The organism is Paenibacillus beijingensis, assembly GCF_000961095.1.
GTDB classification, from domain to species: Bacteria; Bacillota; Bacilli; order Paenibacillales; family Paenibacillaceae; genus Paenibacillus_O; species Paenibacillus_O beijingensis.
Genome location: NZ_CP011058.1, coordinates 2,302,914 through 2,325,212, shown reverse-complemented (window position 1 = coordinate 2,325,212; position 22,299 = coordinate 2,302,914). Strand labels below are relative to the sequence as shown.

Below are 22,299 nucleotides of genomic sequence, written 5' to 3'. Positions count from 1 at the left end.
TCGAATTTGAAAAGGTACGAATCCGGGGACAAAGGCGAACGCTCCGCTTCTCCAGAACAATTAGTCCGCTCCGCTCTCCTTTTTCACTAGGAAGGAGCAGACAATGGCTGCGCTATTGGCGAGCTTGCCGCCATTTCGTACCGCGCGCAATTTCAAGCGCGCGGTGTGGCATGCGTGACGGCAGTCGACCGCATCCCCCTCCAACCGCCCCGCCCAAACAAACAGGCTTCCGCGCCGGGAAGAACTTTTTCTTCGCGGCGTGGAAGCCTGTTTGCCCATCTCACTGCTCCATCTGTTTGGCGAGAAACCCGGCCGCCGTCTCGGCCATTTTTTGCTCCATCTGGGCCATCTTTACGCCTTCTTCCTTGCTGAGCAGGATGACGGTGCCGATCGGGTCTCCGCCTGCAATAATTGGAGCGGCAACGATTGAAGAGAACGTCTCCGGGGCATTTTTCACAATTTCGTACTCGCCGCCCGTTTCCAAAACGGCCTTCCGGTTTTCCATGCAGCTTTCGAGCAGCGAGCCGATCGGCTTGTCCATATATTCTTTCTTGGAGGCGCCGGCAACGGCAATGATGGCGTCCCGGTCGGAAATCATTGTAATGTGGCCCGTGCTCTCGTTCAGCGACTCGGCATATTCTTTGGCGAAATCGCCAAGCTCGCCGATCGGGGAATATTTTTTCAATATCACTTCTCCGTCGCGGTCCACGAAAATTTCAAGCGGATCGCCCTCGCGGATGCGCAGCGTACGGCGGATTTCTTTCGGTATGACTACCCGGCCAAGATCATCGATTCGACGCACAATTCCAGTTGCTTTCATTGTCATGTTGCCCCGCTTTCCTTGAAGAGTTAAGTCGACTGGACGTTGCAGTTTTTATCTGGGAACAGGAGTGATCCGTGTGTAAAGTTTCGAATCTGCCCATAGTATTCATCCGCTCCCATTTTCTTATGCATGGCCGTAAACAGGCGTCCGGCGAAAAATAAAAACGCTTTCGCAGAATGGAACGCCGTTTCCCGTTCTGCAGATAACCATTCATGTGATCCGGCGGTAGTCATGCCGTGCAGCCAGCCTCGCCAGGCCGGAAGCGTGTTCGTACGTTGACCGCCGTCAAGTATCACCACGCTTACGAGACGAGTTCCCGGAGCTTGCGCGCAGTGTACAAAAGCAGGGCCGGCAGCGGAGCAAGCATCCGAAGCCTCCCTTCGGATGTCCTTGCCGCAGCCGGCCTTGCATGTTATACCGTCAAATAATGGCGCACGATATCGTCGGTCAGCGCCTCCGGCGTGCCTTCCCAGGCAACGGTTCCCTTTTCCAATATATAAAAATAGTCGCCGACGCTTCTTACGAACTCCACGTTTTGCTCCACCAGCAGAATCGCCGTCCGGCCGGCCGCCTTGATGGAACGGATCACTTCACGGATATCGTCGACGATCGAAGGCTGGATGCCTTCGCACGGCTCGTCGAGGAGAAGCACCTCAGGGCGAGACACGAGCGCCCGCGCGAATGCGAGCTGCTGCTGCTGTCCGCCGCTCAAATCGCCGCCTCTGCGGCCGTACATGGCGGGCAGCGCCGGGAATTTGGCGACGGCTTCGTCCGGAATGGTTTTCGTTCTGGTGCGCGAAGCTTCGAGGCCGATCATTATATTGTCGCGCACCGTCAGCTGCGGAAAAATTTCGCGCCCCTGCGGCACGTAGCCGAGCCCGCTGCGCGCCCGCTCCCCCGGAGGACGCCTGGTGAGATCTTTGCCCGCGTACCTCACCGTTCCTTTGCGCGCCTTCAGCACGCCCATCACGCTTTTCATCAGCGTCGTCTTGCCGACCCCGTTGCGGCCGAGCAGGCAAACGACCTGCCCGGGCTCCACCTTCAGCGTCACGCCCCGCAAAATGACGCTTTCGCCGTATCCCGCTTCCAGCTGTTCAACCGTCAGCATGCCGATCCCGCCTTTGTCCAAGATACACTTCCGTCACCCGGTCGTCCTGCTGCACCTGCTCCATCGTCCCTTCCGTAAGCAGCTTCCCCTCATGCATCACGGTCACCTTGCTCGCAAAATTGCGCACGAACTCCATATCGTGCTCCACAACGACGATCGAGCGGTCCTTTGCGATCGTCTGCAGCAGCGCGCCCGTCTTTTCCGTCTCGCGGTCGGTCATTCCCGCCACCGGCTCGTCGAGCAGCAGAATCTCCGGCTCCTGCAGCAGCATCATGCCGATTTCGAGCCACTGCTTCTCCCCGTGCGATAGACTGCCCGCGCGCCAGCTTCCTTTGTCCTGCAGGCCGATCATCGCAAGCCCGGCGTCGATCCGCTCCCGCTGCTCCGGCTTCATGCGCGCGAATAACGTCGCCAGCACGCCGCGGTCCTGGCGCACCGATATTTCCAGATTTTCCTCCACCGTCAGCGTCGGGAAGATCGAGGGCGCCTGGAACTTGCGGCCGATGCCCATTTCGGCAATCTGGTGCTCCTTCTTGCGCGTCACATCGATCGTCCCTTTAAAGATGACTTTCCCGCCCGACGGGCGCACCTTGCCGCAGATGGCGTCGAGCATCGTCGTTTTTCCCGCGCCGTTCGGCCCGATCAGAAAGCGCAGCTCGCCTCTCTTCAGCGTCAGGCTCATCCCCTGCACCGCCTTGAAGCCGTCGAACTCCACCATAATGTCCTCGCACTTCAGAATCGTATCGTTCATGCGCCCGCACCTTCCTTCTCCGCCGGATAAACGGCCTCGCGGCGTCCGTGTCCGTCCTTGCTTTTTCGCCGCCGGAACAGAAGCTGCAGCAGCCCCACGACCCCTTTAGGCAGAAAAACGACGACAATCACAAACAGCGCGCCCATAAAGAAAAGCCAGGCATCGGGATACGATTCGCTGAACGCGCTCTTCGCCCAGTTCAACAGCACCGCTCCGAGCGCCGCGCCGAACAGCGTGCCCCGGCCGCCGATGGCGACCCACAGCACCATCTCGATTGAAGGGACAATGCTCATCATCGACGGCGAAATAATGCCGACATGCAGGACGAACAGCATCCCCGCCAGCCCGGCAAAGCCGGCCGAGACGGCAAACACGACCATTTGGTACAGCGCCGGGTTGTATCCGATAAACCGGACCCGGTTTTCGCCGTCGCGAATCGCGCGCAGCACTTTCCCGAACCGGCTCTTCACGATCAGCCGGCAGACGATCAGCGTGATCAGCAGCGCGGCGGCGGTAATCATATAAAGGGCGGTCTTCGTTTCCGGCGAAGAAAGCGAATAGCCGAGCAGCTTGGAGTACCCGGTAACACCGTTCGTTCCGCCCGTATACGCCTGCTGCCCGGTAATGAGCGTCACGGTAATGATAACCAGCGCCTGCGTCAAAATCGTGAAATAAACGCCGCGGATCCGGTTGCGGAACGTAAAATAGCCGAGCACGAGCGCTAGCAGCGCCGGTATCGCAATGCCCATGATGACGGCGAAGCCGAAGCTGCCGAACGGCTTCCAAAACCACGGCAGCGCGGTAATCCCGCTCCAGTCCATGAAATCCGGCAGCCGGCCGCCGCTCGCTTCCAACTTTAAGTACATCGCCATCGCGTAAGCGCCCAGTCCGAAAAAAACGCCGTGGCCCAGACTTAAAATGCCGGTGTAGCCCCAAATCATGTCCAGGCCGACGGCCACAATCGCGAACGCCAGAAACTTGGCCAGCAGGTTCAGCCTGAAGTCGCTGATGTAGAGCGGCGCCGAGAACAGGGCGGCCGCTGCAGCCGCATAACCGACCAGAACCGGGAATGTGCGCGGCGTGAACCATCCGCCGCTTCGCTCTGCTCGCATTCTTCTCATCTCCCTTTATCTAATCCAGCGAACGCGTCCGCATCGCCACAAACCCTTTCGGTCTCCACTGCAGGAAGGCGACAATGCACAGAAAGACAAGCACTTTGCCCAGCGATGCCGTCGTCCAAAATTCGAACAGCGTATTCGTCAGCCCGATCCCGAGCGCGCCGAATACGGTGCCGACCAGCTTCCCGACTCCTCCGAGCACAACGACCATAAACGCGTCGACGATATAATAGGTTCCGATGGACGGTCCGATCGGACCGAGCAGCGTCAGGGCGCAGCCCGCGATGCCGGCGATGCCGGAGCCGATCGCGAACGTGACGGCATCGACGCGGCGGGTGGAAATGCCCAGACACGCGGCCATCTCGCGGTTCTGCATCACCGCTCTCATCCGGCGTCCGGCATTGCTGCGGTAAATGTAGACGTACATAGCCAGCAGGCAGACGATGACGAGCCCGATAATGAACAGCCGCTTGTAAGGCAGCACGACGCCGCTTGCCACCGTCATGCCTCCGTCCAGCCACTTCGGGGACGTTACGCCTACGTTCGGCGCCCCGAAGATCGAGCGCGCGAGCTGCTGAAGCACCAGTCCCACCCCCCAGGTGGCGAGCAGGCTGTCGAGCGGACGCCCGTACATGAACCGGATCAGTACGGTTTCAAGCAGCAGCCCGAATAGAAACGCGACCAGGAAACTGACGGGAATCGCGGCGATAAAATACGAATCGAATACCGACGCCGGCGCATAATTGCGGAACAGATTCTGCGTCACATAAGCCGCATAAGCCCCGATCATGATGAGCTCGCCATGGGCCATATTAATGACGTTCATCAGTCCGAATGTAATGGCAAGACCGAGCGCGATCAGCAGCAGAATCGAACTGACGCTTACGCCGTTGAACAGCTGCAGCATGAACACGTCCATTCAATCACCCTCTTTCCCCTATCGGGCGTCTGGCGCCCTGAGCACGCCTTCAGGCGCCGGGCGATTGCCGCTGCCGGCGCCTGAAGCGTTGGCCGATCCTCTAGCTGCCCGAGCTTAAGCTGGCCGCCCAAGGATACGATTTCAAGTACGGGTCCGGTTTGAGCGCTTCGCCCGAGTTCCACAATTCCTTGAACTGCCCGTCGCTCTGCACCTCGCCGATCCGGGCCGTCTTGTACAGATGCTGCGTGGCGCCGTCGATCTTCACTTTGCCCTCCGGTGCGTCCCACTCCAGCTCCTTCGCCGCTTCCTTCACCTTCTCCACATCGGTGGAGCCGGCTTTCTCGACGGCCGCCGCCCACAGATACACCGCCGTGTAGCCCGCTTCAATCGGGTCGGCCGTCACACGGTCCGCGCCGTACTTTTTCTTGTAATTGTCCAAAAACGTTTTGTTCGCCGCCGTATCGGTCGTCTCGAAATAGTTCCAGGCGGCCAGGTGGCCGGCCAGCACGTCCGTCCCGATCCCGCGGATTTCCTCTTCCGCGACCGATACCGAGAGCGTCGTCAAATCTTTCGACGTAATGCCGGCGTCCTTCAGCTGTTTGAAAAAGGCTACGTTGCTGTCGCCATTGAGCGTGTTGAACACGACATCCGGCTTCGCCGCCTTGATTTTGCTAATGATGGTGCTGTAATCGGTATGGCCGAGCGGCGTATATTCCTCGCCGGCCATTTCTCCGCCCTCGGCTTTCAGCTGCTCTTTAATAATTTTGTTCGCCGTGCGCGGGAATACGTAATCGGAGCCGAGCAAATAAAACTTTTTGCCCCGGTTTTCCAGCAGCCACGATACCGCGGGCACGATCTGCTGGTTCGTCGTCGCGCCGGTATAGAAAATATACGGGGACGTCTCCAGCCCTTCGTACTGAACGGGATACCACAACAAACCTTTCAACTCCTCAAAGACCGGCAGCATCGCTTTGCGGCTGGAAGAGGTCCAGCCTCCGAACACGGTCGCCACCTTGTCTTCGGACAGCAGCTTGCGCGCCTTCTCCGCGAACGTCGGCCAATCCGAAGCCCCGTCCTCCACGACCGGCACAAGCTTTTTGCCCAGCACCCCGCCTTTGGCGTTAATTTCGTCGATCGCCATCAATTCGGCATCTTTAACGGATACTTCACTGATCGCCATCGTTCCGCTGAGCGAATGAAGAACGCCTACTTTGATTTCACCGCCGGCATCGCCGGATGAAGCTGACTCTTCCGCCGCCTTCTCCCCGCCTGTTTCCGTAGTTCCCGCTGCAGGTTCATTTGCTTTGCCGCATCCCGCAAGCGCCAGGATGACCGCAAACACCAACAGCATCAGCCGAACCGGTTTCTTCTCCGTTCTCCCCATCTCATAACACACCCCTGACTCTCTTTTTACGAACGTTTTTTATGTAAGGTTTTATAACGTTCGTCATTCAGATTATATGTATCGCCCTTATTTGATGTCAATAATGGAAACATATGTTTAAATTAATCAGTGCTTTCGATCTACTCTCGTTCCAAACATCGACAGATTACGATCTAAAACCCGCTTTTTCTTGCATATCCAATCGAATAATATGATTAAAATAAGGAAATTAGTCCTTATCATATCATTAGCTAATGATATCTTTAAAAAAATAAATGCATAATTATTCCTGTTTTTAAAAACAGGGTTATTCTAAAATGTTCGTGTATTTCATAATTATGATGTAATTATTCATTTCAATGATCAAATGGATCAGAGCCGCCAATTTTAAACTTCAGATGACGTTTTAATGTGGCAGATTTTCTGTCATGAACCTATATTGCGGCCTTAACACAGCAAAAAGGCACAGAGCGCAACACGCCCTGTGCCTTTTGTTTCGTACTTGCCGTTCTTTGACGCTGCCCGAGATTATTTCGAGCTTCCGTCTTCCTTCTTATCCGCTGAGCCGCCGTCCTCTTTCGCCTTGTCGTCCGTCCCGTTTCCGCCGGACTTCGGCTGCTCATCCGCAAACTTCGTCTGCTTCGTAATGAGCGTCGGCAGCTCTTTTTCCATAAATGTCGTCATCTCATTGTTGACGACGGAGTTTTTCAGCTCGCCCGTTTGATTTTCGGACAGCTTGTCGTACGTAACGGGCTCGCGCTTCTCGACCTTGATGACATGGTATCCGTATTCGGTCTCGACCGGATCGCCGATCACGCCGACCTTTTGTTCCAGAGCCGCCTTTTTGAAGGCCGCCACCCAGTTGCCCACCGCCTGATCGGCATATTGGCCGCCCTGCTCCTTGGAGCCGGGATCGTCGGAATATTCGGCTGCAATCTTCTTCCAGTTCGCTTCGGTATCATCCGCCGCAAGCAGCTTCTTCACATCCTGTGCTCGTGCAAGCGCCGCTTCCTTCTTGCGCAATTCCTTGCCGGTCTGCGCATCGTTCATTGCAACCAGAACGTGGCGCACCGTAACGACGGTGAAATCATTCTTCGAGCTATCGAACTGCTTCTTCAATTTGTCGTCGGTCACCTTTTCATTCATGCCCTCGGATACCGTCATCACAAGATTAAAGAACGCTTTCGCGTCGCTCTCCGAAATATTTTTCGCTTTCATCGCGGCGGCTGCTGTTTGCTCGCCTACCGTCGATTGCGCAAACGATTTGTACTGCGTGTCCGCCTCTGTTTTCGCTTTTTTCTTGGCGTCGCCGGAAGCCCGGTCGTACAAAATTTTATAGCCGATATACTGCTTAAGCAGCTCGTCCTTGTATTGGGGAATCGTAATGACGGACGCGTACTGGGCGTTGATCAATCCGAATACGTTCAGAAAATTGTCAAACTCCTTGTCCGTCACTTCTCCGTCTTTGTAAGTCGCGATGACGGTTCCTTTTCCAGCTCCCGAAAAAGCTGCGCTGTCGTCCTTCTTCCCGCAAGCCGCAGCCGTCAGCATGAGAGCCGCGGTCAGCAGCAGCAGCAGACTTACGCGCCACACGGACCGCTCTTTATTATGCAACATGGTGTGTCCCCTTTCAGCTCTTTGACATTGCTCTAGTGCAGTAAAAAATCTCGTTCTTCGCTATGGTGCCACATTTTCCATATCTTCGCGGCCTCGTCTTCCCGTCCGGTCCGCAGGCTGCGCACGCTCCGCCCCGCCCGCGGCTTCATCCGTTTCCGCAGCGGGCCCGGGTGATTTCCCCTCCTTCGCTTTGGCGCGGGGGGAGACCGCTTCCCGGTACCGCTGCAGGAAACGCTCGGTCAGCTCCAGCTTCTGCTCGGCCGTAAGCCCTCTGCCGCGAAGCTGAAGCTCCGGCTGCGCATCTTTTGTCGGATTTCGTTTGAAGCGGTTTTCGAACTCGAGACAGAGCAGATCGACCTTCTTCGTGTCGGTGCGCGCCGCTTCGCCGGGCGCAAGCTTGAACGACCAGTCGTCGCCTTTGCCGCCGACCGACTCGATGCCGCATTCGGCTCCGTATACTTTCAGACGCCCGACCGCAAGCAGCGTCTCGACCGCCTGCGGCAAATCGCCGAAGCGGTCGACGAGCTCCTCGCGCAGATCCTCCGCTTCTTCGAGCGAACGGATCGTCGCCACCTTTTTGTAAATCTCGATTTTCTGAATGCTGTCGTAGATGTAATCCGACGGTAAGTAAGCGTCCAGGCTCAAATCGATACTCGTCTGGACCGTCTTTTCGGGAACGCTGTCCGCGCCGTACATTTCCGTTTTGCGGCGGGCGATTTCATCAGCCAGCATCTGCGAGTACAGATCGAAGCCGACCGAGGCGATGAAGCCGTGCTGCTCCGCCCCGAGCAGATTGCCGGCCCCGCGGATCGCCAGATCGCGCATCGCGATCTTGAAGCCGGAGCCGAGCTCCGTAAACTCCTTGATCGACTGCAGCCGTTTCTCCGCCACCTCCGTCAGCACTTTATCGCGCTGGTACGTAAAATAGGCGTAAGCGATCCGGTTCGAGCGCCCGACGCGTCCGCGCAGCTGGTACAGCTGGGATAAGCCCATCTTGTCGGCGTCATGCACGATCAGCGTATTGACGTTGGGGATGTCCACCCCCGTCTCGATGATGCTCGTGCTCACGAGCACGTCCGACTCCCCGTCGAGGAAGTCGAGTATCGTTTTTTCCAGCTCCTGCTCGGACATCTGCCCGTGGCCGACCGCCACCTTGGCATCCGGAACGAGCGCCGTAATTTGCTCAGCCATCTGGTAAATGCCCTGCACGCGGTTGTACAGGTAGTACACCTGCCCTCCGCGCGCCAGCTCGCGCTCGATCGCTTCCCGCACGAGCGCCGGACTGTACTCTACCACGTAGGTCTGTACCGGAAACCGGTTTTCCGGCGGAGTCTCGATGACCGACAAATCGCGCACGCCGAGCATCGACATATGGAGCGTCCGCGGGATCGGCGTCGCCGTCAGCGTCAGCACGTCCACGTTCGCCTTCAGCTTTTTCAGCTTCTCCTTGTGGGATACGCCGAAGCGCTGCTCTTCGTCGACGATGAGCAGACCCAAATCCTTGAAAATAACGTCCTGCGACAAAAGCCGGTGCGTGCCGATGACGACATCGACGGCGCCCGTCTTCAGCCCCTTCATCGTCTCGTTCTGCTCCTTGCGCGAACGGAAGCGGCTGAGCACTTGAATGTTGAACGGATATTCGGCGAAACGCTCGCGGAACGTCTCGTAATGCTGCTGCGCGAGAATCGTCGTCGGAACGAGAATCGCGACCTGCTTGCCCTCGATCGCCGCCTTGAATGCGGCGCGCACCGCCACCTCCGTCTTGCCATAGCCCACATCGCCGCACAGCAGCCGGTCCATCGGACGAGCCGTCTCCATGTCCTTCTTGATCTCTTCGATCGCCCGCAGCTGGTCGCGCGTCTCGTCGTAAGGAAACATCGCCTCGAACTCCTGCTGATACGGCGTGTCCTTGCCGAAGCCGTATCCCTCGGCAGCCTGACGCTCGGCGTATAGCTTGATCAGGTCGTCGGCAATGTCCTGGACGGAGCTGCGCACTTTATTTTTGACGCGTGTCCATTCGCTGCCGCCCAGCTTGTATACTTTCGGTTCTTTCTCTTCCGAGCCGACATATTTCTGAATCATGTCGATCTGTTCGATCGGAACCGACAGCTTATCTCCGGCCGCGTACATAATGTGCATATAATCCTTATGAATGCCGCCGATTTCCAGTGTGCCAATGCCCAAATATTTGCCGATGCCGTGGTTCTGGTGAACGACATAATCGCCCACCTTCAGCTCGGTATAGCTTTTGATCCGCTCGGCGTTGTCGATTTTTTTGTCCAGCCGGCGCACCTTGCGCTGCTTCTGCGAGAACATTTCGCCCTCGGTAATGACGACCAGATGGGTCGACGGCAGCTCGAACCCGCTTTGCAGGTTGCCTTCAAGCAGCTGCGGCGGCTCGATGCCGTAATCGCCGAGCACGCGCCGCATCCGCTCCATCCGCTCGGCGTTGCCGGCAAGCATCATCACATTCGCCCCGGCCTTTTTCCAGCGCTCCATCTCCGCTTTCAACACATTCATCTGTCCGTGGAAATTTTGCATGCCGCGGCACATGAAGTTCAAAATATTTTGCGGCTGCGTATGCGGAATTTGCCTCAGAAACAAGGAGAGGAACAAAGAAGGAAACGGGCGGTGGTGCAAAATCTCCTCGCTGTCCCGGGCCACCTTGAAGCCGGGCAGCGTCTTGCCACTCCCCAGCTGATGCGTCGCCCATTCCGCCTCGTCCCGCTCGAGCTGGCGCGCCGTCTCGATCAGGCGCGTCGGCTCGTCGAACACGAGCAGCGTGTCCGCCGGCATATAATCGAGCAGCGTCTGGCGTTCGGGGTACAGCAATGCGATATATTTATAAATTTCTGAAAAATGAATGTGCTGCCGCAGCTTCTCCAGCTCCGACCCGATCTCGCTCCGCAGCCGGTCTTTGGCCGCGCGGTCGCTCATCTTCTCGAGCTGAGCTTCCAGAAGCTCGGACGCATGCTGTGCCGCATTCGCATACCGGCGCTCGTCGGCGACGATTTCCTGACACGGCGGAACGACATACGACTGCAGCTTATCGATCGAGCGCTGGTCGGCCGGATCGAACGTGCGGATGGAATCGATCTCGTCGTCGAACCACTCGATCCGCAGCGCATACGGAACCGTTAGCGGATAGAAATCCGCGATCCCGCCGCGGACGCTCATCTCGCCCTTGTTCTCAACGCGGTCCGCCCGCACATAACCGAGCCCGTTCATCCGCCGCAGAAATTGTTCCATCGGCAGCGTATCGCCGACGTTTAGCTCGATTTGCGCTTCCGCCATGACGCCGCGCACGGGCAAATACCTGCGGACGCCGGAGAACGGCACGACAACAATCCCGCGAAACCCTTGCGACAGCCGGATCAGCACATCCATGCGCTGCGCGAGCGTCTCGGGGCTCGAGATCGCCGCTTCGGCTGCCACCAATTCGTTGGCGGGATAAAGCATGACGTCGCCTTCCGGCAAACATTCCTGCAGGTCTTCGGCGATCTTCTGGGCCGCGAACATATTGTGGGTGACCACAAGCATCGGCCGCTCCAGCTGCCCTCTTACCGCAGCCATCATCACTTGGCGGGAAGAGCCCGCAAGACCCGATATTAACTGCTCTTTCATTCCGTTGCGGATACCGGTAACGACCGACTGAAAATCCGAATCCGCGGCAAAAGCCTCTAGTAACGCTTTCAACGTCTGCGGCACCTCTTTTCTATTCCCATGAAACACTCGCTTTGACGCCCGTTCCTTCCCTTCCGCGTCCATGCCCCGGCGGTCTGCCACAGGCCGGGAACGGCCCCCCTTGTTCGGAAACGACGTCGTCTTAAACACGCAAAGAAGCCTCAGCTTGTGTTGCCAAGGCTCTTAACCATAAACCGCATGAGGCCGGGAGAGGCCGCTTACTGCAGCGGACTCGATACCAGCAGCAGTTCGGGGTTGTTCTCCAGCGCTTCGCTGCAGTACTCGCATACTACATTCACCCGCACGTCTCCGCTCAGGTCATACGCTATTATATCGCTGCGTTCCTCGGGGGTCAAGAAATCGAAGCCAAGCTGATGCTCCGTAACCCGAACGTCGCTGCCGATGGAACCGAGATTCGATTTGCAATGCCGGCAAATGTAATGTACAGCCATTTTATGCCTCCTGGACAGTCGTTATACGCTTCAGTATGTCCAGGTTGGCGGAGATTTAGAAGGCGAATAAAGAAAAATGGCGCTGCAAGCCGCTAAGCCTATTTATTAAACTTCCCCATCGTATGCTCAAACGTGTTGGCCAGTGAAAACTCCGACGCTTCGCAAGCGGCGTCGATCATCGAGCCGACCGCCTCGCGCTCGCTCTTCGGAAAATTGGACAGCACGTAATCGGCGATGTTGACGCCTGGATGCTGCGGGCGGGAGACGCCCATCCGGATCCGGTTGAACTGCTGCGTTCCGGTATGCTGGATAATCGATTTGATGCCGTTATGGCCCCCCGGTCCGCCCTGATAGCGCAAACGGATCGATCCCGTTGCCGTATCCATGTCGTCATAAATAATAAGGCCGTCTTCCAGCGGCGACTTGAAATAGTCCATCAGCGCGCGTACCGACTCTCCGGACAAGTTCATATAGGTCATCGGCTTGAGCAGCACCACCTTCGTTCCCCGCACGTTGCCTTCGCCCAGCAGCCCCCGGCATTTGCTGTCTTTCACTTTTATGTTCCAGCGCTCGGCCAGCGCGTCGATCACTTTGAATCCGATATTGTGACGCGTATCTTCGTAAGCGGCTCCGGGATTGCCGAGCCCTACAATCCATTTCATGCTTGAACGCCCTCTCCCTTTTTTCCAAAAAAATTTTTTAAGCGGGTGCAACGATTGCGCCCCCCTGATTGTCATCTAAGTATACGAAACGTTTGTATGGACAAATTTATCATAAAGAAGGGGAAAAAGCGATGTACTTGAACGGTCAGACGATTTATGAGGATGGACATTTCAAGGATCATATCGAATATCGGGTACCCGTCCAGATTTATTGCGGCAAGCAGCACAGCGATATCGGCTTTATCGAAAATTTCACGGCAAAATTTGTGCGCATCAACAACATATTGTACAACCGCAGCCTGTTTACGTTTATTTCGCGGCCCGGATATTAATCCGGCACAATGTACGTGTAGACGCATCAGTCGAAAACGGCTCTTTCATCGGAAATTTCGTTTTATAGCGAAATAATAAGCTTGCATAAGCGTGAAACAACCTGTGTCTATAGTTGAACAAAAAAGCGTGCCCTGAGCAGGCACGCTTTTTTGTCGTTATATCCTCCTCCACCCGGTGGGCGATCCATAGCGAACCTCATTGCTCTTATTTGCCTTAAAATGTCCATATCTCAAAAGTAACGGACACCAGGAGCCTGTCGATTATCTGTTCATAACTTCGGAAATCTGCGGGAGACCACAAAATGTATGCGAAAAATCATACATAATGAGCGGCACACACACCGAATCAGTCGATTCTATCCGAAAATTCATATACAAAATGTGATTTGAGCCCTGATTCTGTATATGTATCCGAAAAATCATATACATTCTCTGCATGTGTCCGTTCACATTAATACTGACCACAATTAATCGACAGCCTCACCAGATTCGCTATTGCACAGATAAACAGACGAAATACGTTCTGTTTCAGTGAATAGCATCGCTGGGATCCGTTACAATTTTAAAGTGCTTCATTTCCTTCAAATAACGTCTACGGAGTTCGTAACAATTCAACAAACGAGGATCCGAGGCGGCAGACCTCAAACGCAAACGAACCGGTCAAGGGTAGCCTTTGACCGGTTCGTTTTTACGTTTTTGAAGCTTATCGGTAGCTGTATGGATTCCACCACGAAAACCTATGGGACAGCCCTGTGTAAACGGTATGTTAAGCGATGGCAAAACCCGGTATTTCGGTTTGATCGCAACCTAGCACGAACGTTGTGTTTATAGCGACTTCGTTTCTTCCAGCTCCGCCTCTTCGGCGCGGGAGTCGGCTTCCTTCTCTTCCACAGCGGCATCTTCCGCTTCCTCTGCGGTAAGATCTTTCTGCGGCGCCATGACGCTTACAACGGCGAGATCCGGAACAGAGACGGCTTGTACATTCGCCGGCAGCTTCAAATCGCTCACGTGCAGCATATCGCCGATGTCGAGCGCCGAAACGTCCACTTCGATCGCCTCCGGTATGTTGGCCGGCAAGCACTGAATCTCAATATCGTGCTGCAGCAGGGACAACACGCCGCCTTCGCGCACGCCTGCGGAATCGCCGGTTAATTCCAAACGCACCTGCGTCTTCACTTCTTCGTTCATATTGATCTGGTGAAGATCGATATGCAGCACCTGCCGCGTCAGCGGATCCCGCTGAACGTCCGTCACCATCACCGGCTGTTTGCCGGAACCCGGAACCTCAATGTCGATGACGGCGTGGGGATGGGAACGCAGCAGCGCCAGCAGTTCCTTCTCCTCAATCGCAAGCGGCGCCGAACCTTGAATGTTTTTGCCATAGACGACTGCAGGCACCTTTCCCTGCTTTCTTAACTGATGGAGACTGCCTTTCGTGCCGACGGGACGATGCTCGGCTGTCATGGATAACGACATCGTGAATCCCCTCCTAAGGAATTTTCATTCGCATGGACGACGAAACTCCGGTTCAAGGAGCGTGTCCAACCGTGAGAATGATCACCGTATTCAGTATCCATAACAATTTACCCATTCCAGCCGTCTCCTAAACACGCCAAGCTTTATCGAACATGAAGACCTTGGCTCCAGTCGGATGAAAATGATGCCCTTGCTGCAGCCGGATCCCTATAAAAAAGGCGGGCTACTTGCCCGCCCGCTCTTTCTTCGCCTTGGCGCGCGCGCGGATTTTGTCCGCGTAGCCCGGCTTGTTTACCTGGCGTTCGCGGGCGATGGCCAGATCGCCTCCCGGCACGTCGCTCGTGATCGTGGAGCCGGCAACGACGTAGGCGCCGTCGCCAATCGTCACCGGCGCGATCAGATTGACGTTGCTGCCTACAAAAGCGCCGTCGCCGATGACCGTTTTCGATTTATTGAAGCCGTCATAATTGACGGTAATGGCACCGCAGCCGATATTGACGTCTTTGCCCACGACCGCGTCGCCCACATAACTGAGATGGGAAACTTTGGTTCCGTCGTCAAGCGTCGCGTTCTTCAGCTCGACAAAATCGCCGATTTTCACTTCTTTACCCAGTTTGGAGCCCGGCCTTAAGTTCGCGTACGGACCTACCGCGCTTTCATCGCCCACGACCGATTCGTTGATGACGGAATAACGGACGCTCACGCCGCTTCCGATGACCGATCGCTCAATGTCGGCCTGCGGTCCGATGATGCAGTCTTCGCCGATGACCGTCTCCCCGCGCAGCACCGTTCCGGGGTATACGACCGTATCCGCTCCGATCTTAACGCCCGCTTCGATGTAAGTGGATGCCGGATCGATAACGGTTACGCCGTTCACCTGATGCTTTCTGACGATACGCTCCCGCATCAGCCGCTCCGCCTCGGACAGCGCAATGCGGTCGTTGACGCCGATCGCTTCAGCGTTGTCGGACAGGCAGAGCCCTTCCACTCCTTCGCCCGCCCGGCGGAAGATGCCGATCACATCGGTCAAATAAAATTCGCCCTGCGCGTTGTTGCTCGTCACTTCGCCCAGCGCCGCGAACAGCTTGCGGTTATCGAAGCAGTACGTCCCCGTATTGATTTCGTTAACCGCCGCTTCCTCCAGCGTACAGTCCTTCTGCTCGACGATGCGCTCCACGCCGCTATCCCCGCGAATGACGCGTCCGTAACCCGTCGGGTCGTCTAACGCCGCCGTCAGCACGGTTGCCGCCGCGCCGCTCGTCTGATGCAGCTCCAGCATCGCGCGAATCGTCTCCGCCGTTACAAGCGGCGTATCGCCGCAAATGACGATCGTTGTGCCTTCCTCGCCGCCCAGCAGCGATTCGGTCTGGCGCACCGCGTGGCCCGTACCGAGCTGCTGTTCCTGCAGCGCGTATTCCGCCGCATCCCCGAGGTAGCTTTGCACCGCTTCCGCTCCGTGTCCGACGACGACGACCGTCCGTTTGCAGGACGCTCCCTTTACCGCTTCAAGCACATGACCGACCATCGGCTTGCCGCAAACCGGGTGCAGCACCTTGTACAGTTTCGATTTCATCCGCTTGCCTTGTCCGGCCGCAAGCACAACCGCCATAACGTTCAACGTTGAAGTCCCTCCCAGATTGTTTGCTTGATACAAAATATATCCCATTCCAGAACAAAAGAAAAGAGAGAGCGCTTTAGCTCTCCCCACTAAGTATTCTTACTTTGCTGAATATGTTGGAACAATTTAGGCGCCTTCTTCAATCGCAACCGCATCATCGGTTGCCGCACGTTCGTACTCTGCAAGAACGGCTGCCTGGATTTTCTCCCGGGTCGTAGAAGAAATTGGATGGGCGATATCCCGGAATTCTCCATCCGGCGTACGCTTGCTCGGCATCGCAACAAACATCCCATTGTTTCCGTCGATCACGCGGATGTCATGAACAACAAATTCATTGTCAATGGTAATGGAAGCGATGGCCTTCATGCGTCCCTCCGAATTTACGCGGCGGAGTCTGACATCGGTAATTTGCACTTGTGTTCACCACCTTTGCCTTAAGAAGACTTGGTGTATACTTCCACAAATTTATGCAAAATCCTTCTTAAATCTGGTAATTTAATGCTTTAGGAGGAAAAAATTTTTGGAAAAATGGATGTCCCGCCGCTATTCGACATCGGTCGTGGCAATGACTTCGATTTCGACAAGAACGTCTTTCGGCAGACGCGCCACTTCCACTGCCGAACGGGCCGGCTTATGATCGCCGAAGTATTCGCCGTAAATCGCATTGACCGCTGCGAACTGGTTCATATCTTTCATAAACACGGTCGCTTTCACGACGCTGGACAGCGAAGCTCCCCCCGCCTGCAGAACAGCTTCCAAATTGCGGAACACTTGACGCGTCTGTTCCTCAATGCCGCCCTCTACCAGCTCTCCGCTAGGCAGCAGCGGAATTTGTCCCGACGTGAACAGCAAACCGCCCATCTTGATCGCGTGTGAATACGGTCCGATCGCGGCCGGAGCCTGTTTCGCTTCAATGGGTTGCAATTTCATTTTTAACGTTCCTCTCTTTGGTAGAATTGGAAAAAAAATAATAAAGCGTTGGCGTAATATACGGCATGTCCGTTTCGTTCGCACCTGTAGACGGATTTTTCAACTTATCGGCTAGATAAGGTAAAAATCCGTCTACAAAAGCGAATGCATTCGTGCCTCTTCTTTACACTTTATCGTCAAAATAATTGCCGAGCACAACCGTCGTTTGTTTCGTCTTCATATCGACGGCGGTCAGCTTCGCCAGCGAAATATAATCTTCCAGCAGCCGGTCCTCGCTGCCGACTTCTCCGGATTCCACAAACACGCCGACCCCGGCAACCGTGGCATTAAACTCGTAGAGCAAATCCATCATCCCCTGCACGGTACCGCCCGCTTTCATGAAGTCGTCGATAATAAGGACGCGGGAACGTTCCTTCAGCGCGCGGCGGGCCAGCGACATCGTCTGGATCCGTTTATTGGAGCCGGAAACATAGTTGATGCTCACCGCCGACCCTTCGGTCACCTTGTTGTCCCGGCGCACGATGACAACCGGCAGATTCAGGCAGGTCGCGGTCGCGTAGGCAAGCGGAATGCCTTTCGTTTCGACGGTCATAATGACATCGATGCTGCGGTCGGCGAAAGCGGTGGCAAAGATGCGCCCGACATCGTGCAGCAGCTCCGGCTGTCCGAGCATATCCGTCATATACAGATAGCCGCCCGGCAGGACGCGCTCCGGCTGTTCCAGCTGGCGAAAGATGTTGTGCATAATCGAGACCGCCGCTGTGGTCGTCATCTTCGGTATATATTTAACCCCGCCGGCCGCTCCGGCGAGCGTGTGCAGTTCACCGATGCCTTCTTCTTCGAAAACCTCTTTAATAATCGCCAAATCCTCGCTGATCGACGATTTGGCGGATTGATAACGATCGGCGAACGCTGTAAGCGAAATTAACGTATGGGGGCGGTTTAACAGGTATTGAGTCATCTCAACCAATCTTGCGCTGCGCTTTAGCTTCTTCACGGTTTGTTCCCTCCGCCCTAAATCCGAATAATATAATGTCAATATAACATCTTTATACGGATTTAATCAAGAAAAACCGCTTATTTATGTCAGCATTCTTACCACATACACTTCTTTGCAAAAACCGCGCAGTCCGTTGTAAATACGGGCCAGCTTCGCTTCCTTGGATACAAGCCCGAATACGGTCGGCCCGCTTCCCGACATCAGCACGCCGTCGGCACCGAGCCGCTGCATGCTTTCTTTCAGCTGCATCACCTGCGGGTAGAGTGAAAGCGTCACATCCTCGAGCACATTGCCGAGCTCGCTGCATACCCCGTGCAGCGATCCTTGTTTAATCGCATTCATCATGCCGCTCAGCGAAGGATGCCGCCGCACCTCATCGGCCCGGAAGCGCCCGTATACATCCGCGGTGGAAACGTTGATCGGAGGCTTGGCCAGCACGACCCAGCATTGCGGGGGATTATCGATATGCTGCAGCACTTCGCCCCTGCCGGTTGCCAGCGCCGTTCCCCCCGTCACGCAGAACGGCACGTCGGAGCCAAGCTCGGCGCCGAGACGGCACAGCTCACTGGTCGGAATATTCAGCTTCCAGAGCCGGTTAAGACCGCGCAGCGCCGCGGCGGCATCGCTGCTTCCGCCTGCAAGGCCGGCGGCGACGGGAATTTTCTTGTCGAGGTGGATATAAACGCCCTTGCGGACGTCATAACGCTCCTTGATCAGCCGTGCGGCTTGAAAGGCGAGGTTTTTCTCATCGAGCGGAATATAGCCGGCCTGACTGGAAATGATAATGGCGTCGCGGCCCAGCTCCTCCATCTCCAGACGATCGGCCAAATCTACCATCGTCATAATCATTTCGACTTCGTGGTATCCATCCTGCCGCTTGCGCAACACATCCAGCAATAGATTAATTTTGGCAGGCGCTTTTTCGTATATTTTCACATCGTTCACCCGTTCGTAGATTTAGCTGCATCCATTATAGCAAACAGGTGGCAGAAAAGCGAAGACAGCCGGAAAGAGCGGTTCTTCTCTGTCTGAGAAAACGCCGCTCTCCCGGCTGCACATTAACTCCGTTACACGGAAAAACCGCCCGGCCTTTACCGCTGATTCTTGGCCGCCGATTGTTCCGCCAGCTGAATGGCGCGCTTCACCATATTGCCGGCGTCTTTGGCGCGAATCCCGCCCCAGCCTTCCTGCTGGACGGTATGGTAAAATCCGAGATCTTTCGCGAGCTCATTCTTCAATTGTTCGGACATCACGCTGCGACGTCTGCGGCTCATTCGCCGTCCCTCCTTAATACAAAAAAAAGTACGGATTGTTTGGATCCGTACTTATCTTTCCCCAATGGAGACTTATTTATTTTTACTGGATATAGTTAATGCGTACCTGACCGTCGTCGTTGCATACCGTGACTTCAACCGATTCGGTCAAAATGTCCGCGTAGCTGTATGAGACGCGCTTGAACGCATGCTGCTCCTGATCCAGCTTGACGATGAAAACAGATGGGTAGATTTCTTCCAGAACGCCGGTACGTTCGATGGTCTTACGACGGCCACCGTTTGCTCGAAGACGAATTTTGGCACCTACGTGGGCTTCCAAACTGCGTTTGATTTCCAACAGCGCATTTTTTGCCATTGTCCACTACCACCTCTTTCCTTGTCCATTATACCTAAGAAAAGGGTGGTTGTCAAATTAAGCAAAATATTATATCAGCAGTCTAAAGATTTTGTCAACGGTATTGTCAGCTTTTTTTGGGTCTATCCGGTATAATTTACTGCGTCTTACACATAATAACTGTTTGGCTTCGGCGCATACGGCGGATAAGGCGCTTGCACGGGCACCGCTTGCGGCGGCACGGCCGGATTGACCATAGAAGGACCTGACGGCTGAGGCCCAGCGGCAGAAAAGGATTGGGTCTCTGAGACCGCAGACATTTTCGGCTTCGGAAGACCGATCCGGTAGCGGCCAAGCGTCTCGATGCCGCCGATGCCGTCAATGCCGCTGATCGTGCCTTGGATGACGTCGCCGAGCTGAACCGGCTCGCGGATCGACGTATAGCTCGCTTTGATCGCGATATAGACCGGGTCGAGCGCATGGATCAGGATTCGCCCCGGGGAGCTGGCAAAATTCGAGCCCGACTGCAGCAGTGCCTCATAATGCGACTGGCACGCCCCCGCAACGACAATGAGGCCATCCTTGTTTTTCTCATACTCGCGGGCGACGCCGACGGCGTTGACGAAATGCTGAGAGTTTTTGTAGCTGCTCAAGCTGTACAGCTCGGTGCTGCGCCGGTGCTTCAGCAGTCCGTCATGGCCGGTGATGACGACGATGTCCGGTTTGACTTGAGGGAGCATGCGGTACAGCAGATCGGCCATCTGCGACTCGTGAGCGTAGATGCCGTGAGCGGGGACGCGCAGCTGCGTATACAGCTCCATACTTTTTCGCATATAATTCGGGTCCCCGTCCAGATGAAGCACTTTACCGGGTATTTCAAAATAAGACGAGCTGGAAGCGTCCGGCGAGCTGTCACGGCGGTTAAAATCGGCTTCCAAAGACTGCTGTGCCATGCCCTCGCGCATCCGCTTCGTCGTCTCGTATACTTTCAACCGCACCTGCCGCGACGCAGCCGTCTGATCCGGATCGTCCACAATCGACAAATCGGCAACCGGAGCATCCGCAAGCAAACGGTAGTCGATCCCTTTAATGACAGCGGAATTGGCGAATAACGACTCGATTCGAAAAACAACGTCCCCGCCGTATGAGCTGCGGATGACCAAATCTCCCTGCTTCATGGGCAAATCACCTCTAAGAGCTATCCTATGGGCGTAAGGAGGGTTTGGTGACTCGCTTATCTTATTCCCGCTTCGTACAGCGCGAAGCTGAGCTTCGCAAATTCGTCCAGCGACAGCGTTTCCCCCCGGCGTATGGGGTCGATGCCGGACTGCGTCATCGCACGCTCAAGCAGCTCGCGCTTGTCCTTGCCGATCCAGGACTGCAAATTGTTCCACAGCGTCTTGCGGCGCTGTGCGAAGCTGGCTTGAACGGTACGGAAGAAGAACGCTTCGTCCGGCGTCTGAACCGCCGGCACCTTGCGCAGGCTGAGCTTGATGACGGCCGAATCGACGTTCGGCTGGGGGATGAACACCGTATGCGGCACGATGCAGACCAGCTCCGGTTCGCAATAATACTGGACGGCGACGCTGAGGCTGCCGTAAGCTTTGCTTCCCGGCGACGCCGCCATGCGCTCCGCCACTTCCTTCTGGATCATCACCACGATATGCTCGAGCGGTAGCTTGTCCTCCAGCAGCTTCATCAGAATCGGCGTCGTCACGTAATAAGGCAGGTTCGCGACGACGCTTACCCCGGTGACGTCCGCATACCGCCTGCGGAACAGCTCGTGCAGATCAAGCCCCAGCACATCGCCGTGCACGATCTCTACGTTGTCATAATCCGACAGCACTTCGCCCAGAATCGGGATCAGCCTCTCGTCGATCTCCACCGCCGTCACGACGGCAGCCTCCTCGGCCAAATGCTGGGTCAGCGCGCCGATACCGGGCCCGATTTCAAGGGCTCCCTTGCTTTTGTCCAGGCCTGCTGCCGCGACGATTTTGCGCAAAATATTGCTGTCGATCAAAAAGTTTTGGCCCAGGCTTTTTTTGAACGAAAAGCCGTGCCGCTTAATAATGTCCTGTGTCCGCTTCGGCGTCGCCACCTCGGCCGGTTTGGAATGGCGTCCGCCCCCGCTTGTATCCTGCTCACTCACGACTTCTTTCCTCCTCCATTGTCAGCAGCGCCGCCGCGAATTCGCTTTTTGTAATCCGAAAGCTGGTGCACCGTTTAAAAAATTGCTTGCCGTTGGCGTAGCCGATTCCGAGCAAATTGCCCATCAGCAGCCTTCTGCGGGCCGCGTCGGGATGGACGATCAGCCCCGCCTTCACGAGATCGTCCCAGCTGATTTCGCCGGCTCCTCCTTCGGCTTCCGTGCGCACGCTGCGGAGGGCTCTGCGGATCGCCTCCGGCGAAGCGTTTTCCACCCCGATATCCCCTTTATAAAGCGCCTCTTCCTGCGGAAGAAACGCATGCTTGCAGCCCGGAACGCGCTGGGAGACGATTTTGCGGATGCGCTCGCCGGCATGATCGGGGTCCGTGAATATTATGATGCCCCGTCTTTCCTTCGCCAGTGCGATCCTCTTCAGCACTTCTTCGCCGACGGCCGAACCGTTCGTCTCGATCGTATCGGCTTCAACCGCCCGTTTGATGGCGGCCGTATCGTCCTTCCCTTCGACCACGATGACTTCCTTAATCATGACGGTTAATTCCACTCCCTTGTTATCGCTGTACACGCAAAAAGAAGAGGCTTCGCCTCTTCTTATATTGGCATATTCCATTCCGAAATACGATATGAATAAATCACGAGATCATTCTAAGGAC

General features: G+C 55.8%; 22 protein-coding genes. 1 reads left to right on the top strand and 21 read right to left on the bottom strand.

Annotation, left to right across the window (positions count from 1 at the left end):
- Positions 1–280: 280 nt before the first annotated feature.
- From spoVT to pth, 10 genes are all read right to left on the bottom strand, one after another.
- Complete coding sequence (spoVT, locus tag VN24_RS10445) at positions 281–820, bottom strand: stage V sporulation protein T (RefSeq protein ID WP_045673174.1); 540 nt, start codon at positions 818–820, stop codon at positions 281–283.
- A 415-nt stretch (positions 821–1,235) separates the two neighbouring features.
- Entirely contained in the window at positions 1,236–1,931 is a 696-nt protein-coding gene (gene urtE / locus VN24_RS10440) for an urea ABC transporter ATP-binding subunit UrtE (RefSeq protein WP_045670363.1), read from the bottom strand.
- Complete coding sequence (urtD, locus tag VN24_RS10435) at positions 1,918–2,682, bottom strand: urea ABC transporter ATP-binding protein UrtD (protein ID WP_045670362.1); 765 nt, start codon at positions 2,680–2,682, stop codon at positions 1,918–1,920. Before urtD ends, urtE begins: the two co-directional genes overlap by 14 nt.
- The gene (gene urtC, locus VN24_RS10430; protein WP_045670361.1) at positions 2,679–3,794 is read right to left on the bottom strand and encodes an urea ABC transporter permease subunit UrtC; all 1,116 of its coding nucleotides are present in this window, start codon (positions 3,792–3,794) and stop codon (positions 2,679–2,681) included. The genes urtD and urtC overlap by 4 nt, the downstream gene beginning before the upstream one ends.
- 19 nt (positions 3,795–3,813) lie before the next feature.
- Positions 3,814–4,719, bottom strand: a complete 906-nt coding sequence (urtB, locus tag VN24_RS10425; RefSeq protein WP_045670360.1) for an urea ABC transporter permease subunit UrtB — start codon at positions 4,717–4,719, stop codon at positions 3,814–3,816.
- Between the two features lie 100 nt (positions 4,720–4,819).
- On the bottom strand, positions 4,820–6,103 hold the full coding sequence (gene urtA, locus VN24_RS10420) for an urea ABC transporter substrate-binding protein (RefSeq protein ID WP_045670359.1): 1,284 nt from the start codon (positions 6,101–6,103) through the stop codon (positions 4,820–4,822).
- 528 nt (positions 6,104–6,631) lie between these two features.
- Positions 6,632–7,720 (bottom strand): peptidylprolyl isomerase, encoded by a 1,089-nt coding sequence (locus VN24_RS10415; protein ID WP_045670358.1) that lies wholly within the window; start codon positions 7,718–7,720, stop codon positions 6,632–6,634.
- Positions 7,721–7,780: 60 nt separating this feature from the next.
- Complete coding sequence (mfd, locus tag VN24_RS10410; protein WP_193790127.1) at positions 7,781–11,416, bottom strand: transcription-repair coupling factor; 3,636 nt, start codon at positions 11,414–11,416, stop codon at positions 7,781–7,783.
- 206 nt (positions 11,417–11,622) lie between these two features.
- Positions 11,623–11,856 (bottom strand): anti-sigma-F factor Fin family protein, encoded by a 234-nt coding sequence (locus VN24_RS10405; protein ID WP_045670357.1) that lies wholly within the window; start codon positions 11,854–11,856, stop codon positions 11,623–11,625.
- Between the two features lie 98 nt (positions 11,857–11,954).
- On the bottom strand, positions 11,955–12,518 hold the full coding sequence (gene pth, locus VN24_RS10400) for an aminoacyl-tRNA hydrolase (protein ID WP_045673172.1): 564 nt from the start codon (positions 12,516–12,518) through the stop codon (positions 11,955–11,957).
- A 131-nt stretch (positions 12,519–12,649) separates the two neighbouring features.
- Here pth and VN24_RS10395 point away from each other — a divergent pair, with 131 nt between their 5' ends.
- Positions 12,650–12,850 carry a hypothetical protein gene (locus VN24_RS10395; RefSeq protein ID WP_045670356.1) on the top strand — a complete coding sequence of 67 codons (201 nt, stop codon included), beginning with the start codon at positions 12,650–12,652 and terminating at the stop codon, positions 12,848–12,850.
- 825 nt (positions 12,851–13,675) lie between these two features.
- Here the strand turns inward: VN24_RS10395 and VN24_RS10390 are convergent.
- The 11 genes from VN24_RS10390 to rnmV all read right to left on the bottom strand — a co-directional run bounded on the left by VN24_RS10390 (position 13,676) and on the right by rnmV (position 22,175).
- The gene (locus tag VN24_RS10390) at positions 13,676–14,326 is read right to left on the bottom strand and encodes a 50S ribosomal protein L25 (protein WP_045670355.1); all 651 of its coding nucleotides are present in this window, start codon (positions 14,324–14,326) and stop codon (positions 13,676–13,678) included.
- Between the two features lie 223 nt (positions 14,327–14,549).
- The gene (gene glmU, locus VN24_RS10385) at positions 14,550–15,944 is read right to left on the bottom strand and encodes a bifunctional UDP-N-acetylglucosamine diphosphorylase/glucosamine-1-phosphate N-acetyltransferase GlmU (protein WP_274520430.1); all 1,395 of its coding nucleotides are present in this window, start codon (positions 15,942–15,944) and stop codon (positions 14,550–14,552) included.
- A gap of 126 nt (positions 15,945–16,070) precedes the next feature.
- Entirely contained in the window at positions 16,071–16,358 is a 288-nt protein-coding gene (gene spoVG, locus VN24_RS10380) for a septation regulator SpoVG (protein WP_045670354.1), read from the bottom strand.
- A 129-nt stretch (positions 16,359–16,487) separates the two neighbouring features.
- Positions 16,488–16,874 (bottom strand): RidA family protein, encoded by a 387-nt coding sequence (locus VN24_RS10375; RefSeq protein WP_045670353.1) that lies wholly within the window; start codon positions 16,872–16,874, stop codon positions 16,488–16,490.
- 163 nt (positions 16,875–17,037) lie between these two features.
- A complete protein-coding gene (gene purR / locus VN24_RS10370; RefSeq protein ID WP_045670352.1) occupies positions 17,038–17,871 on the bottom strand; it encodes a pur operon repressor in 834 nt (277 codons plus the stop codon).
- Between the two features lie 84 nt (positions 17,872–17,955).
- Positions 17,956–18,810 (bottom strand): 4-(cytidine 5'-diphospho)-2-C-methyl-D-erythritol kinase, encoded by an 855-nt coding sequence (gene ispE / locus VN24_RS10365; RefSeq protein WP_045670351.1) that lies wholly within the window; start codon positions 18,808–18,810, stop codon positions 17,956–17,958.
- Between the two features lie 155 nt (positions 18,811–18,965).
- Positions 18,966–19,148: a small, acid-soluble spore protein, alpha/beta type gene (locus VN24_RS10360; RefSeq protein ID WP_045670350.1), complete on the bottom strand. Its 183-nt coding sequence runs from the start codon at positions 19,146–19,148 to the stop codon at positions 18,966–18,968.
- Between the two features lie 82 nt (positions 19,149–19,230).
- The gene (gene veg, locus VN24_RS10355; protein WP_045670349.1) at positions 19,231–19,503 is read right to left on the bottom strand and encodes a biofilm formation stimulator Veg; all 273 of its coding nucleotides are present in this window, start codon (positions 19,501–19,503) and stop codon (positions 19,231–19,233) included.
- Positions 19,504–19,649: 146 nt separating this feature from the next.
- Positions 19,650–20,660 carry a sporulation peptidase YabG gene (yabG, locus tag VN24_RS10350; protein WP_082083710.1) on the bottom strand — a complete coding sequence of 337 codons (1,011 nt, stop codon included), beginning with the start codon at positions 20,658–20,660 and terminating at the stop codon, positions 19,650–19,652.
- A gap of 56 nt (positions 20,661–20,716) precedes the next feature.
- Positions 20,717–21,631 carry a 16S rRNA (adenine(1518)-N(6)/adenine(1519)-N(6))-dimethyltransferase RsmA gene (gene rsmA / locus VN24_RS10345; protein WP_045670348.1) on the bottom strand — a complete coding sequence of 305 codons (915 nt, stop codon included), beginning with the start codon at positions 21,629–21,631 and terminating at the stop codon, positions 20,717–20,719.
- Entirely contained in the window at positions 21,624–22,175 is a 552-nt protein-coding gene (rnmV, locus tag VN24_RS10340) for a ribonuclease M5 (protein ID WP_045673169.1), read from the bottom strand. The genes rsmA and rnmV overlap by 8 nt, the downstream gene beginning before the upstream one ends.
- Between the last annotated feature and the right edge of the window lie 124 nt (positions 22,176–22,299).